The organism is Mailhella sp. (assembly GCF_057866825.1).
Genome location: NZ_DBMAHT010000017.1, coordinates 12,742 through 28,320, shown reverse-complemented (window position 1 = coordinate 28,320; position 15,579 = coordinate 12,742). Strand labels below are relative to the sequence as shown.

Genomic DNA, 15,579 nt, shown 5'->3' with positions numbered 1-15,579 from the left:
TTCCAGTTGATGCAGGAGAAGGGAGCTTCCGTCATGCCCGCGTACTTCGACGGCATGAACACGGCCTTGAGGATGATGGCCGCCATGAGCAGCGCAAGCAGGCCGAGCACGATGGCGGGGAACATGGCCGTCTTCTCGGGGTAGTCCACGAGCATGGAGGCCAGCGCGCCGATGACGGGCAGCATGATGACGCCGGAAATGAGATCGGCGCCGCGCATGCCTTCAAGCAGACGCGGAATCTCGCCCGACGCGCCCTTGGCCTGAGCGGCCTTGCCGTTGCGCACGCGCTTGTACACGCGGTAGATGACATACAGTGCGATGAGCACCAGCATGCCCTGGGCCACGGGACGGTTCATGAAGTACACGAGCGCGCCCTTGGCTCTCGCAAGGGAGAGGGCTTCCAGCAGGGAGCGTTCCACCACGGGGCCGAGAATGACGCCGAGGGCGTAGGCGCCGGGGTTGAAGCCCAGCCGGATGAGGAAATAGGTGGCGATGCCGAAGAGCACGAAGATCCAGATGTCGAGGTTCAGGCCGCGGACCACGTAGGCGCCGATGGCGCAGATGACGATGACGCCGGGGAAGAGCTTGTCCGAGGGGATGCGCAGGATGTTGGCCAGAGAACCGATGGTGAACAGACCGAGCAGCATCTGCACCACGGCGCAGAGGAACAGGGCCATGATGACCATGTACACCACGGGGCCTTCGTTGGCAAGGAAGTTCGGGCCGGGGGCCATGCCGTGCATGAAGATGGCGGCCATGAACACGGCGGCGGCGGGAGAACCGGGAATGCCCAGCGCGAGCACGGGAATGAACGCGCCGCCCACGAGGCCGTTGTTGGAGCATTCGGAAGCCACGATGCCTTCCGCCGCGCCCTTGCCGAATTCTTCGGGATGCTTGGAGTAGCGCTTAGCGCTCGAGTAGGCGAGCATGGTGGCCACGGAAGCGCCCACGCCGGGCACGATGCCCACGCCCACGCCGATGAGGCCGGAGCGCACGAGCAGCATTTTCATTTTGCCGAACATCAGATGGAACAGGCGGAAGAAAGCGGCGATGTTGTCGCGGAATCCGGCCTTTTCAAAGGCTATCTGTTCCTGCACGCCGCAAGTGGGAGCAAGCACCATGTTCAGCATGCTGGGCAGAGAGAAGGTGCCGAGCATGACGGGAATGAAGGGAATGCCGCCCATGAGGTCGATGCTGCCGAAGGTGAAGCGGGGGTTGCCCACATAGGCGTCCACGCCGATGCAGGTGGTGAACACGCCGAGCGCCGCGGAAACGATGCCCTTGAGCGGATCCTTCGCGCTGATGGAGCCCACGAGGAACAGACCCACGGCCGCGAGCAGGAAGAGTTCCGCCGCACCGAACTTGATGACGAAGGGAGCAAGCAGAGGCATGAACAGCAGCATGGCCAGGGCCGACATCATGCCGCCGGAGAAGGACGCGATATTGGAAATGAGCAGGGCGTCTCTCGCCTTGCCCTTTCTGGCCATGGGATAACCGTCGAAGGCGGTGACCATGGCCGCGGAGGTTCCGGGCGTGTTCAGCAGAATGGACGAGATGGAACCGCCGTATTCACAGCCCACATACACGCCGGAAAGGGCGATGAGCGCCGTGGAATGGTCCATGGTATAGGTCAGCGGGAGAATGATGATCATACCAATGGCCGCGCCGAAACCAGGCAGTGCTCCGACCACGATACCCAGCGCAACGGAAATGACGAGCGCCAGCACATTAATGGGGCTGAGACAGGTAAGGAGTCCGCTCCACAACATTTCTAACATAGTGATACCTTTACTGTAATTTTAGGAAAAACGGATTCCTTTCCGAATGCTCCGAAAGAAAAGGGCCCCGGACGGTTCCGAATCCGGCCAGCTCCCGAACGTTCGGAGCGTCTCAGCGCCGCGCCCGGCGCTCTTCGGAACAGGAACGCTTCGCGGCGGAAGCGTTCTCTGCTGCGCTTTTCCATGTCCCGGAAGACAGAAGGACGGCGGAAGACGCATCCGCTCCCGCCGCCCCGTCCGCAATCAGTCGGCGGTGTTCTTGATGACGTCCTTCAGGTTTTCCACCTTCTGGTCGATCTTCGCGATGGTTTCCTTCAGGTCGTTGCTGTCCTGGAAACCGTAGGTGGAGCCGATTCTTTCAATGGAGGCCTTGAGTTCCGGGTCGTCCCGGAGCGTGGCCAGACGGCTGGTCAGATAGTCCAGGGCTTCCTTGGGCATGTCGGCGCGGCCGATGAGGCAGTTGAACATGGTGCAGCCTTCCATATCGAGGCCGTATTCGGCAAAGGTGGGCACGCCTTCGATGATGCGGGTCTTCGAGGCGGAGGCCAGAGCGCGGATCTTGCCCTTGTGGGTGGTCAGCCACTGGGCGTTGGAGCAGGCGGCGTCGATCTGACCGTCGAGCAGGGCCACGTTCAGCTTGGTGCCGTTTTCAAAGGGAATGCGCACCATGTCCACGCCGGTTTCCTTCACGAAGGAGGCAAAGGTGAGATGGTTGGAGCTGTAGGAGCCGGTGTTGCCCACGGTCACCTTGCCGGGATGTTCCTTGGCGTACTTGATGAGATCGTCGAGCGTCTTGAAGGGGCTGTCTTCGCGCACGGTGATGATTTCATCGAAGAGCACGGAAGAAACGATGGGCACGAGATTCTTGGTGTTGTAGGAGGTCTTCTGGAAGACCTGCTGCATGGAGATGTGCGGGAAGTTGTAGAAAAGCAGGGTGTAGCCGTCGGGTCTCGTGCTCATGTAGTAGTTGGCGCCCACCACGCCGCCCGCACCGGCCTTGTAGTCGGTGACGAGCTTGACGCCCAGCGCCTTTTCATAGAACGGCTGCGCAGCGCGGAAGTTGTTGTCCGCGCCGGTGCCGGCGCCGAAGGGAATGATGACGGTAATGGGCTTTTCAGGATAGGCAGCCTGAGCGGGGGCTGCCAGACCGAGGGCGAGCAGAACGGCGGCGCAAGCCTTTCCGAGCTTGTTGAGGGTAATGTTCATGACCTCTCTCCTTGTACGACAGGGGGTTGAAAAAAGGGGGCTCCTTCAGGCCGTCTCACAGCTTGCGGCCGATCTGCGCGCCTTCGCGGATGGCGTAGAGCGCGTCTCCGATCTGGCGGCAGTCGCCGATGGCGTGATATTCCAGGCCCAGAGCTTCGAGATCCTCGACCAGATTGTTCACCGGCACCGTGCCGATGGCTAAAACCACGGTATCGCAGGGCAGCGTGAGCATGGAGCCGTTGTTGGCGGCGTCCACGCCTTCGCTGTTCAGGCGCAGAAGAGGAGAATTGGGATAGAAGCGCACCTTGGCGGCCACCATTTCGTTGCGGTAGATGCCTACCAGACGCGGAATGCCGCCGTGGCCGATTTCCATAGCTTCGAGCAGAGACACGTCCTTGCCCTGCTTGGCGAGCTTGATGGCGACTTCCATGCCGATGTAGCGGCCGCCCACCACCACGACCCGGTCGCCGACTTCGGCGCGGTCCATGATGACGTCCATGCCCTGCACCACGGAAGGTCCGCCGTGCGCGGGTCTGTCCACGGCGGCAGGAAGTCCGCGCGGCACCGCGCCCGTGGCGAGCACCACCACGTCGGGGCGTTCCTTTTCCAGCAGGGCGCGGTTCACTTCCACGCCCGTGTGAACATGCACGCCGGCCTCTTTCATGGCGTTGAGCATCCAGGGAATAAGCGTGCGGAAATCGGACTTGTAGGTCGCCTTGCCGGCCACGATCCACTGACCGCCGAGATCCTCGGCCTTTTCATAGAGATCCACATGATGGCCGCGTTCGGCGAGAGTGTGGGCGGCTTCCATGCCCGCAAGGCCGCCGCCGGCAATGAGAATGCGCCTGGGTTCGGCAGCAGGTTCCGGCTTGGGGAATTCCGCCTCGCGCATGGCGGCGGGGTTCACCGTGCAGGTGATGCCCGGCGTGGGAATGCGGTCCTTTCTGGACTTGTAGGTGAAGCAGTTCAGGCAGTAGATGCAGCGCTTGATGTCGCGGTAGCGGCCTTCCCTGGCCTTGATGAGCAGCTCGGGATCGGTGATGAAGGGGCGGCCGAGAGAAATGAAGTCCGCCGCGCCCTCTTCGAGCAGCAGTTCCGCGGCGAGCGGATCGTGAATCTTGCCCACGGTGATGACGGGCTTGCCCGAGGCTTCGCCCACGGGGCGCGCCAGATGCGCCAGGCAGTTGCGGGGGAAGAAATAGTTGAACGAGGTGTTCCAGCCCTTTTCCTGATTGCCGGCCGAGCATTCAAAGGCGTCCACGCCCTCGGCGGCCATGATGCGGGCTATCTGCTTGCCGTCTTCAAGGGTGTTGCCGCCCTCGACCATGTCGTCCACGCTGAAGCGGAAGATGATGGGGAAGTCTTCGCCCGCCTGCTTGCGGATGGCCTGCACGATCTGACGGGGGAAAAGCGTGCGCTTTTCCAGAGATCCGCCGTAGGCATCGGTGCGGCGGTTGCTGTAGGAGGACAGGAAAAGGCTCACCAGCTTGCCGTGCGCGGCGTGGATTTCCACGGCATCGAAACCGGCTTCGCGGGCGCGACGCGCGGCCTGACCGTAGCATTCCACGAAATATTCGATCTGCTCGACGGGAATTTCCTTCGGGGGCTTGTCTTCAAAGGCGAAGCGCACGGGCGAAGGCGCAATGGAATGCCCGTCGGGACGGCGGGTGCCGCGGCCGCCCAGTTCCACGGCGACCTTGGGACCATAGGAGTGCATGCGTCGTACAAGATCGGCAAGAGGAGGAATGTGCGCGTCGCACCACAGACCCATGGCGCCGTCGGTCTGTTCTTCACGCCAGCAGTAGGTGTGGCCCATAATGACAAGGCCCATGCCGCCCTTCGCTCTTACTTCATAAAAACGGGCAAGGGCATCGCTCAGCGTACCTTCAGGCCCGGCCCCGCGCGCAGCGATGGGAGCAAAAACAAGGCGGTTGTTCAGCTCCATGTTGCCGATGCGTCCGGGGGTAAGCAGTTTTTCCAGTGCCATGATGTCTCCAGAAATTGCGACTTGCCGGATGTCTGCTCCGCGCTCGGAAAACAGCATCCGCTCTTGAACGGCGGAGAGCATCCGCGCGTTCGGGTGATGATGAAGTGTCTTTGACGCCCGCGTGCGGCAGGCCCGGGAGTGTTCCGGACCTGCCGCATCGGACTTTCATGCCGTATCTTTCGTCGTTACATGGTTACGCGGACCAGCGCTGACGCCATTCCGTGATAACCTTGCCGTTTTCCTTGCGTACCGTCAGGAATTTGTCCGACAAAAGCGGATTCGTAAAGGTGTAATCGGAACGCTGATGCATGCCGCGGCTTTCCTTGCGTTCGCGGGCGGCGTGCATGATGACTTCGCCGTTGTCCATGAGCTCGAAGGCTTCCACGGTGCGCAGAAGTTCGTGAGCGTTGGCGGCCTTCACGCATTCCTCGGCGTTCGTGCGCAGATCGGCAAGATACTTGAGACCGGCGCAGAGCAGGGTTTCGGAACGCACGCGATGCGGACCGGCCGCGGCGTAGTCGTTCATGATCTGCTGCAGGCCCATGGCGGCTTCCTTCCAGTGAGCGCCGGAAGGACGGGTCAGGAATCTGTCGTAGTAGGCCATGCGTTCCTGCGCCCATTCGGACTTTTCCGCTTCCACGAGAGAACCGGTCTCCAGGTTGGCGGAAGCGTGTTCGCCGGCCATCCAGCCCCACACGGCCGCGCCGGAGATGTCGGAACGGAAGTTGCCCACCATGTCGCCCGCGGCATACAGGCCATGCACGGAGGTTTCGCCGTTGATGTCGATCTGCAGGCCGCGGCCGATGAGATGCGGTTCGTACTGCATGAATTCCACGCCGTACTTGGAAGGATCGATGCCCTTGTCGTCCATGTAGTTGAGCAGCGCGCCGAGGCCTTCGCTGATCATGCCCGCACGCATGAACTTCATGTCTTCAGGGCCGGTGCCCGAGCAGTCGATGTAGGCGGGGCCGGTGCCGTTCATGAGCACGTCGCTGTAGGCGGAGTTCCACACGTCGCAGGTGATGTCGCCGACTTCCCTCGTGGCCTTGGTGACGAAGGGGCCGAGCAGCTTGCCGTTGGGGTAGCGGTACACGCCTATCCAGGTGCTCTTGCCGGCTCTGGAGAAGTACTTGGGACCGGCGTGACGGTTGGGCAGTTCCATGTTCACGAGCTTGGCGCCGATGCGCCAGCTCTGGGCCTGCGCCGCACCCGTGCAGGAAGGACAGAAGGCGGTGTTGAACAGCCAGCCGGGAGTTCCGGCGGGAGAGTACAGGCGGGAAGCCGACCCCGTGGCGATGATGACCTTCTTGGCGCGCACCACGGTGTAGGAAGGTTCCTTGCCGCTCATGTCCAGAGCGAGCGCGCCGGTGATGCCTTCATCGTTGCGCAGAAGGTCGAGCACGGGATGATGATTGAGAATGACGGCACCGGCCTTCTTGGCCTGAGCGGTGAGCACCTGCTTCTGATTGTGACCGTCGTACTTGAGGAAGATGCGGGGACGATTGGGGAAGGCGTGTCCCATGAACACGTAGTCGTCGCCGAAGGGCTTCATGTTGATGCCCCAGGAATGCCACTTGTCGGCAATGCTGATGGAACGCTCAAGGAAGCGCACCGAAAGCTTGGTGTCGTGGCAGAGGCCGAGCATGCTGTCCAGAAGTTCCTTCAGAATGGGAGCGATGTCGTTGCCGTGGGCCTTGGGATAGTAGCAGGTGAAGTGATCGTTGCCGGTCGCGCCGGAACCGCTGCGCTTGCTGTTGGCCTTTTCGAGCACGATGACCTTCGCGCCGCCCTGAGCGGCGGAAATGGCCGCGCACAGACCGCCGATACCGCCGCCGACGACCAGAACATCCGTTTCCAACGTATTTTTAAGCGTGAGCATGACCTACTCCTTGAACTGGGCCGCATCCACATGGAGCAGCATGTAATTGAGGGGAATCCGCAGAGACACGGCTTTCTTGGGGCAGTCAAGCACGCAGGCGTTGCAGTGCCAGCATTCCTCGCCGTAGGCGACGCTGGGAACCGTTTTGGGAGCTTCCTGCTCGAACACATTCATGGGACAGATATCGGCGCAGGTTCCGCAGCCGATACACAGGTCCTTATTGATGACCGGGGGCATGTTTTCTCTCCTTGCTCGTTGGCGGGCGTATGGGTGATATTGTCAATCCTATGATTTGCAAAATCCATACCAAAATGAAAAACTCCATAAAACAAGGATGTTGTGAAAAATATCAAAATCATAATTATTGCGAAATCATAATTTAAGTTTGTATTTTTATAAGACTTGAACTATGTTCCTTTTCAGCGCGCGCAAAGGCGCCCGCCCCTGTTTTCCACGCTCAGCCCAAAGGCCTTCCATGCATTTCGACGAAGATTCCCTGCGCGCCAGCGCCCTGTCCTTCAAGCTCATCTACCGCACGCGCGGCATGTATCAGACCTGCGCCTGTCTTCGCGACTTTCTGGCCGAAACCATGGCCGTGACCCGCATCAACGCGCTCTACATTCCTTCGGACTGGTCCAACGTCATCACCATGGTGGACACCCAGGAAAACAGGCCCGTCACCATGAAGAGGGAAGGCCGTCAGCTGCCCCTTCTGCTCTGGGAAAGGCTGGCCGAACCGCTCATCGTGGGCAATCTCGATCCGTACAAGGAAAAGCATCTGGAAAGCGATCCTGCGGCGGAAAAGCTGCCCTTTCTCCATCACCGCTCGCTGGCCCGCCTGCCCCTGTGCCGCACGGAAGCCTATATTTTCGTGGTCAACTTCTGGTCCGACACCTACAACGCCTTCACGGAAGACGATCTGCCCGAGCTTCAAAAGGTCACCAGCGGCTTTGCGGAAGAACTGGCCCGGGATCTGGAAAGTCCGGCCGCGCCCTCCAGCCGCTCGCTGACTTCCGGCAGCGACAAGCTGTTCGAGTGTTCGGGGCTGAACCACGTGCGCAACATGGTGGAGCAGGTGGCCCCGTGCTCGAGCACCGTGCTCATCATGGGCGAAACCGGCGTGGGCAAGGAATCCGTGGCCGACGCCATTCACGAACTCTCGCCGCGGCGCAACGGCCCGTTCATCAAGGTGAACTGCGGCGCCATTCCCGACACGCTGCTCGAAAGCGAACTCTTCGGCTACGAAAAAGGCGCGTTCACCGGCGCCGTGAACACGCGCCGCGGCTATTTCGAGGCCGCGCAGGGCGGCACCATTCTGCTGGACGAAATAGGAGAAATGCCCCTTTCCGCGCAGGTTAGGCTGCTGCGCGTGCTGGAAAACCGCACCATCACGCGTGTGGGCAGTCCGAACGCGGTGCAGCTCGACGTGCGCATCATCGCCTCCACCCACGCGGATCTGCACCGCAAGGTCAAAGAGGGCACGTTCCGCCGCGATCTCTGGTACCGGCTCAGCGTGTTTCCCATCCACGTGCCTCCGCTGCGGGAACGCAAGGAAGACATTCCCACCCTGCTGCGCCATTTTCTCCACACCAAGGCCAAGCAGTTCGACCTGCCGGAAACCATCCGCGTTCCCAAGGAAGAACTGGCGAGGCTGTACGCCTACAACTGGCCGGGCAACGTGCGGGAGCTGGATCACGTGGTGGAGCGCGCCATGATTCTCGCCCGCGGCAAAAGCGGCACGCTGCACTTCGACATTGAAAGGGACGAATTCGAGGAATCGAGCTGGTCTGCGCCGGAAGAGAACGCCTCCGACTGGCCCACGCTGGCGGAAATGGAAAACCGCTACATCCGCGCCGTGCTGGCCAAATGCGGAGGCAAGCTCACCGGCGAAAACAGCGTCACGCAGGTGCTGGGCATCCACTACACTACCCTGCGCGCAAGAATGAAGCAGCTCGGCATGAACATGCCCAGAGAAAAATAGGACGCGCGCCGGAGGCGCAGGGAAGAAGCTGACCGCAAAGCAAGTCGTTCAAGAGGGAGACTCTCCGCAGGCACAGAGAGAACACATCGCGCGCCCCGCCGAAGCTCCCCCTTCTTCCCTCGTCCGGGAGCAGGCCCCACAAAGAGGCGTCCGACCTCCCCCCTCGCCAGAGAGCAGCCTCCGCCGCAGCGTCACGCTCTCGACGTCCCCCAGTCCCCCCCACCGAAAGCAGTACATTAACCGGTCACAGTACGCATACGTGCTGCATACCTTGTACTAGGCGTTTCAATGTTCCATTGATATCATTGTAAAAATTATTATGGCATCATCCTTGCATAAGAGTAGGCAACGCATCATTCTTCTCAAGGAGTTCGCCATGAACCTTTTCTCCAGAAGCATATTCCGTAGAGTAGGCGCGGCCTGCCTTCTTTCCGTTCTTTCCGCCACGCTCTGCCTGGCGGCGGAGGCTCCCCGCTACGACGATCATCTCAAGCTGGCGCTCGTCAACATGCAGCCCGTCTGGGGCGACAAGGACGCCAACCTCAAGAAGATGGTCCGCATGGCAAACGAAGCTGCCGACAACGGCGCACAGATGATCGTGTTTCCCGAAATGTGCCTCACCGGCTACGCCATGGAACAGGGCAACATGAAGCGCGCCGACCGCATGCAGATACGCCTCGCCGAAACGGAAACCGGACCGAGCGCGGCCGTGATGACGAAGCTTGCCAAGGAGCGCAGCGTTTACATCGTTTACGGCTATCCGGAACGCATCGGCAGCGACAAGCTGAACGTATATAATTCCGCCTTCGTGGCCGGGCCGGACGGCTATCTCGGCTCGTACCGCAAAATTCATCCCTTCGGCAGCGAAGTCATCTGGTGCAAGACCGGCACGGAGCCCTTCTCCTTCGACACTCCCTGGGGCCCCATGGGCATAAGCATCTGCTACGACACCTACAATTATCCAGAACTCGGCCGCTACTACGGCGCGCTCGGCTGTCGCATGATACTCAACCCCACGGCCACGTCCTGGGCATACTACTCCAACAAGAATCTCAAGGACGGCAAGCCCCTCAACAACGGCTTTCCCACTGCGGGCAACAACACGGAATGGGTGAACCGCTTCAAGAGCCGCGTTGAGGCCGTAGTGGTGCAGAGCGGTCTGTTCGTGGCGAGCTCCGACCTCGCCGGCGCGGAATACGACGCCAAAGGAACCTTCATGGGCACCTGCTTCCCCGGCGGCTCCTGCGTGGTCGGCCCCTCTGACGACAAGCCCGGCACGCTCACCTATTTCGACTACTTCGGCACCGATCCCGCCGCGTTCGGCACGGAAGGCATAGCCTACAGCACCGTCGATCTGAGCCGCGCCACCCGCAATTCCTTTGCAAACTACATCAAGACCGACCTGCAGGAAGGCAACCTGTACATGCCCGATCTCTACGCCAAATGGTTCGGCGATCTGGCGGCCTCCGGCAAGTTCACCTCCCTGAATCACGCCATGAGCGGAGCAGCGGCGCGGTAGTTCGTTCAGCTCCACGTTTACGGGCGCGACGCCTGCGTAACTCTCCTCCCCGGCGCAGACGTCGCAGCCCGTTCATTCTCCTCCTCATCCAGATTCCTGGACAAAGGGCGCGGCCCCATCCTTTCGGATGAAGCCGCGCCCTTATCTGTTCACGCGTGCGGAAAAACGCCGCTATTCTTCCATGGCTTCCTTGAAGCGCTTCTGCAGCGCCTGCATCTTGGCCTTCTTGTCGATGAGTTCCGTGTGACGCGCCTTTTCGGATTCCACAAGGTCCGCAGGAGCGCGCTTGACGAAGTTCTCATTGGAGAGCTTGGCGTCGAGAGCGACGAGATCCTTGTCCACCTTGCCGATTTCCTTGTCGAGGCGGGCAAGCTCGGCCTGGAAGTCCACCGCGCCCGAAAGCAGCACGATGACTTCGCAGCCGCGCACCACGTTGCTGGCCGAAGCCTTGGGAGCGTGGGCGTTTCTGTCGATGGTGAGGCTTTCGAGTCTCGCCAGATCGAAGAATCCGCGGTTCGCCTCCAGCAGGGCGGCCTGTTCGTCGCTCGCCGGACGCAGCACCACGGTCAGGCGGTACGAAGGCTTGATGTTGAGCTCCGCGCGGATGGTGCGGATGGCGCTGATGGCTTCCTGAAGGAAGATCATCTCGTCGGATTCACGCTTCTTCACGCACTGCGGGCGAGTCTCAGGATAAAGCTGCGTGGCGATGTCCGTGCCTTCATGGCCGGGCAGGGAGTTCCACACTTCGGCGGTCACGAAGGGAATCATGGGATGCAGCAGCAGGAGAATTTCACGCAGCACGGTGTAGAGCACATACTGCGCTTCTTCCTTGGCCTCGCCCTCTTCCTTCATGTCGGCCTTGATGAGTTCGAGGTACCAGTCGCAGAACTCGTTCCACAGGAACTTGTACACGCACTGGGCCGCGTCGTTGAAGCGATAGCTTTCAAGAGCGGCGTCCTCTTCCACCTTGATTTCCTCAAGACGGTTGAGAATCCACTTGTGATGCAGTCCCTTGACGGCGCCGAGATCCACGGCCTTGGGCTCGCCGTGTTCGGGCAGGTTCATGAGGGCGAAGCGCGAAGCGTTCCACACCTTGTTCACGAAGTGGCGATAGCCTTCAATGCGCTCCTCGGACATGCGGATGTCGCGGCCCATGGCGGCAAAGGCGGCCAGGGTGAAGCGCAGAGAGTCCGCGCCGTACTTGCGGATCATGTCCTGCGGGTTGATGCCGTTGCCGAGCGACTTGGACATCTTGCGGCCCTGCGCGTCGCGCACGAGGGCATGGATGTACACTTCGCGGAAGGGCACTTCGCCCATGAAGTGCTGACCCATCATGATCATGCGGGCCACCCAGAAGAACAGAATGTCGAACGCCGTGACGAGCACGCTCGTGGGATAGTACTTCTTGAGCGTTTCGGTGTGTTCGGGCCAGCCCATGGTGGAGAAGGGCCACAGCGCGGAAGAGAACCAGGTGTCGAGCACGTCGGGGTCCTGTTCCAGCTTGTGGCTGCCGCACTTGGGGCAGGTCGTGGGATCTTCCTCGGCCACGATGAGCTCGCCGCAGTCGGCACAGGTCCATGCGGGGATGCGGTGGCCCCACCAGATCTGACGGCTGATGCACCAGTCGCGGATGTTGTCCAGCCAGTTGTAGTAGGTCTTGGTCCAGCTTTCGGGATAAATCTTGATCTTGTCCGGCACGGCGGCGCGGGCGGCGGGAGCCATCTTGCTGATGGCCACGAACCACTGATCGGAAACGTAGGGCTCGATGACGGTCTTGCAGCGGTAGCAGCAGCCCACGCTGTGGGTGAGCGGCTCTTCCTTCACGAGATGGCCGTTTTCGCGCAGCTCTTCCACAATGGCCTTGCGGCATTCCTCGCGGCTCATGCCGGCGTAGCGGCCGCACACGTCGCTCATGCACATGTTGCCGTTGTCGTCGATGACCTGGATGAATTCCAGATTGTGGGCGTGGCCGAGCTTCCAGTCGTTGGGATCGTGGCAGGGCGTGACCTTCAGGCAGCCGGTGCCGAATTCGCGATCCACGTAGCGGTCGGCAATGAGCGGAACTTCGCGGTTCACCACGGGCACGATGAGCTTCTTGCCCACGAAGGCGGCGTAGCGTTCGTCGTCGGGATGCACGCACACGGCCGAGTCGCCGAGAATGGTTTCGGGGCGGGTGGTGGCAATGGTCACGGAACCGGTGCCGTCGGCGAAGTCGTAGCGCACATGCCAGAGCGAGCCCTTGGAGTCGATGTGATCCACTTCGTCGTCGGCAAGGGCGGTGTGGCAGCGCGGGCACCAGTTGACGATATACTTGCCCTTGTAGATGAGCCCTTCCTTATAGAGCTGCACGAACACCTTGCGCACGGCGCGGGCGAGATTGTCGTCCATGGTGAAGGCTTCGCGCGTCCAGTCCACGGAGGAGCCGAGTTCCTTGATCTGTTCCAGAATCTGGCCGCCGTACTGCTTCTTCCATTCCCACACGCGTTTGATGAAGGCTTCGCGGCCCACGTCGTGACGGGACTTGCCTTCCTTGGCGAGGGCGCGTTCCACCACGTTCTGCGTGGCGATGCCCGCATGGTCGGTGCCGGGAATCCACAGCACGTTCTTACCCTTCTGGCGGGCGTGACGGCAGAGAATGTCCTGAAGGGTCTGGTTCAGGGCGTGACCGATGTGCAGAATGCCCGTAACGTTGGGCGGAGGAATGACGATGGAATACGGGTCGCCGGGGGCGGACAGGTCGGGCGTGAAGGTTTTGGCTTCTTCCCAATGCTTGCGCCAGTGAGCTTCCACTTCCTGCGGTTCATAGGCTTTGGACAGCATTTCAAGGCTCCAATGGTTAAAATATCCGCCGTTCCGCAGAGGTGCGCTCTGCGCCGCTCAGGCGGAAGCGCCGGGAGCTTGCGCCTGACTGCTCTTGCCGAACGGGCGGCTTGTGCGTATGCATAACACACGGAGGGAACACATGATTGCCATACTGTGGGACGCATCCCATATCTGGGGATATCTGCTGCTGCACGCCGTTCGTTCGACGGGCATTCCCTTCCGTGTACTCAAAGGGTTAGACATAGCCCAGACCGGTCTGTCTGGCAAGATGCTCATAGTGCCCGGAGGTTCTGCGCGGCGCAAGGCCGACGCTCTCGGGCCGGAAGGCGCACAGGCCGTGCGCCGCTTCGTGGAGGAAGGCGGCAAATATCTCGGCTTCTGCGGCGGCGCGGGTCTCGCGCTGGCCGACGGTCTCGGCCTCTGCCCCTGGAACCGCGACGGCATGACCGACCGGCTTCAGCATCTTGTGTCCGGGCATCTTGTCTGCTCCGTGGCCGAGGGATGCGATCTTGTGCCGCAAAACCTCGCCGGAAAAGACGCGCTGCTGCCCGTGTGGTGGCCGGGCCGCTTCAACGAACCGGACGAACCTCGCGACGTGCGGGTGCTGGCGCGCTACCGCGCTCCCGGGCCCGATCTCTATGTGGCGGACATGCCCTTTTCCTCCATGCCCGCCGACATTCTCTCCGAATGGAAGACCATGTACGGCGTCACGCTGCGGCCCTCCCTGCTCGACGGCCGCCCCTGCGCCGTCACGGGAACCTGCGGCAGGGGCGAATGGCTTCTGAGCTACAGCCATCTGGAAACGCCCTCCGGCGCGTTCCCGGGCTCGGAACAGGCGGGATCCTGGCTCATGCACATTCTGCGCCGCTGGTGCGGCGCTCCCGCGGATCTTTCTTCCGTGCCGCCGCTGGACTTTGCCGCCCTGCCCGTGCTCTGGGAAGACAGGACGCTTCTTGCCTCGCGCGCCTCGCTCGACGAGCTGCTGTCCCTGGCCTGCGAGCTCGGCCTGCTCTTCCCGCGCAATTCCTGGCTGCTCGGCTGGCGTTCCGGCGTGCCCGGCGCGCAGTTCAACAGCCTGAACGCCGCGCTTTCCACCACGCTCAGCCTGCCTCCCGACAAGCGGCGTCTCCGCCTCTGGAACGAACGCCGCAGCGATTTTGAAAAGGCCTTCTCCCTCTTTTTCCAGGGGGCAAGGAGCTGGCTTCTGGCCCGACGTCTGGCCGATACGCTGGCCGATTCCGCGCCGGGCATGCTGCCGCGCGAACTGCTGGTGGATCAGCGCCGGGCGCTCTTCGGCTCGCCCATGTTCGGCGGAGGCCTCAGCGAACAGCTGCTGGACACGCTCGAAGAGCTGGTGTGAGGCCGGCCGGAGAAATCCGCACCGCGCGTTCTTCGCCCCTCGGGCAGCAAGACCTGTCCCTCATCGCCGCCTGCCAAGGCACAGGCCGACGTTTGCACAACGCAGCCGCAAACGCGTATTCCGCCGGAACATAAACGCCGCTCCCGCACTCCCGATTGTCGAACACCGCCGACGCCGGAGCCTTGCCGCGCAAATCGCGCGCACGGCAGTTCTCTTCCCTCCGCCGCGCTTCCTGCGCCTCGTCCGCGCATAAAAAATCCTGTCGCCTCCCGAACGGGAAGAGACGGGAAACACGCCGGACGCGCTCCCGGCGCCCTGGAAACCCCGCGCCGCTGCGCTTTGCGTCCACACCAAAGTCACAGCGCGCGAGGCGGGGACAAAACATGAAAACACCGAGGGGAATTCCGTCCGCAGGACACACGGCTGGCCTCGGCGCAAAAAATTACGAGCGCCCCCTGCGCAGGCAGCAGGCCACAAGCGCAAGCCCCGCGGCCACGGCCGCCAGCGCGGCCCAGAACAGCGCCTTCACGTCGCGCGCAAGCACATAGCCCCACAGCCCGGTATGCACGCCGCCCCGGCCGTCCACAAGCTGCACGGGGAAAAGTTCGGAATAAATCCACATGGTCAGAAGGCCGCCCGCGCCGATGAGAAACATCAGCACGCCGGCCGCGAGCGCAATGTGACGCGCCGCCGCGCTTGCAGGCTGAGCGGGCGTCGTCTTTTCGCCGCGCTCTTCCGGCAGAGATTCCGCAGGCGCGGCTTCGCCGGATTCCGCCGGTCCTTCGGGCATTTCCGCCTGATCCCTCAGCAGATAATCAAGACTCACTCCCAGCGTGTCGGCAAGTTCCACCAGCCGGTCAAGATCGGGAGCCGAAAGACCGGTTTCCCATTTCGTGACGGACTGTCGGGACACGCCCATGCGCTGCGCAAGCTCTTCCTGCGAAAGTCCCAGAGCCTTGCGCCGGGCCTGAATTTTTCCGTATAGCTGGAGATCTTTCCTCATGTGCTTCCATGGGCTGACGACATTTCTGATCCGGAAAGCCGGA

General features: G+C 61.7%; 10 protein-coding genes. 3 read left to right on the top strand and 7 right to left on the bottom strand.

The genetic code is table 11. The features are described 5' to 3' along the window. The 5 genes from ACZM96_RS03440 to ACZM96_RS03420 all read right to left on the bottom strand — a co-directional run. Nucleotides 1-1,778: tripartite tricarboxylate transporter permease (locus ACZM96_RS03440; protein WP_489487357.1), on the bottom strand; the 1,778-nt coding region annotated here is incomplete at its 3' end. Nucleotides 1,779-2,021: 243 nt separating this feature from the next. Beyond that, nucleotides 2,022-2,984, bottom strand: coding sequence for a tripartite tricarboxylate transporter substrate binding protein (locus tag ACZM96_RS03435; RefSeq protein ID WP_489487355.1), 963 nt, complete (start codon nt 2,982-2,984; stop codon nt 2,022-2,024). Between the two features lie 55 nt (nt 2,985-3,039). Further along, a complete protein-coding gene (locus ACZM96_RS03430; protein WP_489487353.1) occupies nt 3,040-4,971 on the bottom strand; it encodes an oxidoreductase in 1,932 nt (643 codons plus the stop codon). A 193-nt stretch (nt 4,972-5,164) separates the two neighbouring features. Beyond that, complete coding sequence (locus tag ACZM96_RS03425) at nt 5,165-6,850, bottom strand: FAD-dependent oxidoreductase (protein ID WP_346665427.1); 1,686 nt, start codon at nt 6,848-6,850, stop codon at nt 5,165-5,167. Nucleotides 6,851-6,853: 3 nt separating this feature from the next. Continuing rightward, complete coding sequence (locus ACZM96_RS03420; protein WP_294484085.1) at nt 6,854-7,087, bottom strand: 4Fe-4S dicluster domain-containing protein; 234 nt, start codon at nt 7,085-7,087, stop codon at nt 6,854-6,856. Nucleotides 7,088-7,325: 238 nt separating this feature from the next. On the opposite strand from ACZM96_RS03420, the gene ACZM96_RS03415 reads away from it, so the two are divergent. Together ACZM96_RS03415 and ACZM96_RS03410 are read left to right on the top strand one after the other, a co-directional pair. Further along, a complete protein-coding gene (locus ACZM96_RS03415; protein WP_489487350.1) occupies nt 7,326-8,831 on the top strand; it encodes a sigma-54 interaction domain-containing protein in 1,506 nt (501 codons plus the stop codon). Nucleotides 8,832-9,207: 376 nt separating this feature from the next. Next, nucleotides 9,208-10,350 carry a carbon-nitrogen hydrolase family protein gene (locus ACZM96_RS03410; RefSeq protein WP_489487349.1) on the top strand — a complete coding sequence of 381 codons (1,143 nt, stop codon included), beginning with the start codon at nt 9,208-9,210 and terminating at the stop codon, nt 10,348-10,350. Nucleotides 10,351-10,521: 171 nt separating this feature from the next. Here the strand turns inward: ACZM96_RS03410 and ACZM96_RS03405 are convergent, their stop codons facing one another. Then, nucleotides 10,522-13,170, bottom strand: coding sequence for a valine--tRNA ligase (locus ACZM96_RS03405; protein WP_489487347.1), 2,649 nt, complete (start codon nt 13,168-13,170; stop codon nt 10,522-10,524). A 142-nt stretch (nt 13,171-13,312) separates the two neighbouring features. Here ACZM96_RS03405 and ACZM96_RS03400 point away from each other — a divergent pair, with 142 nt between their 5' ends. Continuing rightward, nucleotides 13,313-14,533: a BPL-N domain-containing protein gene (locus ACZM96_RS03400; RefSeq protein WP_489487346.1), complete on the top strand. Its 1,221-nt coding sequence runs from the start codon at nt 13,313-13,315 to the stop codon at nt 14,531-14,533. A 442-nt stretch (nt 14,534-14,975) separates the two neighbouring features. On the opposite strand, the gene ACZM96_RS03395 is transcribed toward ACZM96_RS03400, so the two are convergent. Beyond that, nucleotides 14,976-15,536 carry a helix-turn-helix domain-containing protein gene (locus ACZM96_RS03395; RefSeq protein ID WP_489487344.1) on the bottom strand — a complete coding sequence of 187 codons (561 nt, stop codon included), beginning with the start codon at nt 15,534-15,536 and terminating at the stop codon, nt 14,976-14,978. Nucleotides 15,537-15,579: the final 43 nt, after the last annotated feature.

What these genes read in the sequence shown, in the direction of transcription:
- ACZM96_RS03405 (WP_489487347.1), bottom strand. Translation starts at nt 13,170, where the DNA reads ATGCTGTCCAAAGCCTATGAACCGCAGGAAGTGGAAGCTCACTGGCGC.
- ACZM96_RS03425 (WP_346665427.1), bottom strand. Translation starts at nt 6,850, where the DNA reads ATGCTCACGCTTAAAAATACGTTGGAAACGGATGTTCTGGTCGTCGGC.
- ACZM96_RS03395 (WP_489487344.1), bottom strand. Translation starts at nt 15,536, where the DNA reads ATGAGGAAAGATCTCCAGCTATACGGAAAAATTCAGGCCCGGCGCAAG.
- ACZM96_RS03420 (WP_294484085.1), bottom strand. Translation starts at nt 7,087, where the DNA reads ATGCCCCCGGTCATCAATAAGGACCTGTGTATCGGCTGCGGAACCTGC.
- ACZM96_RS03415 (WP_489487350.1), top strand. Translation starts at nt 7,326, where the DNA reads ATGCATTTCGACGAAGATTCCCTGCGCGCCAGCGCCCTGTCCTTCAAG.
- ACZM96_RS03410 (WP_489487349.1), top strand. Translation starts at nt 9,208, where the DNA reads ATGAACCTTTTCTCCAGAAGCATATTCCGTAGAGTAGGCGCGGCCTGC.
- ACZM96_RS03430 (WP_489487353.1), bottom strand. Translation starts at nt 4,971, where the DNA reads ATGGCACTGGAAAAACTGCTTACCCCCGGACGCATCGGCAACATGGAG.
- ACZM96_RS03400 (WP_489487346.1), top strand. Translation starts at nt 13,313, where the DNA reads ATGATTGCCATACTGTGGGACGCATCCCATATCTGGGGATATCTGCTG.
- ACZM96_RS03435 (WP_489487355.1), bottom strand. Translation starts at nt 2,984, where the DNA reads ATGAACATTACCCTCAACAAGCTCGGAAAGGCTTGCGCCGCCGTTCTG.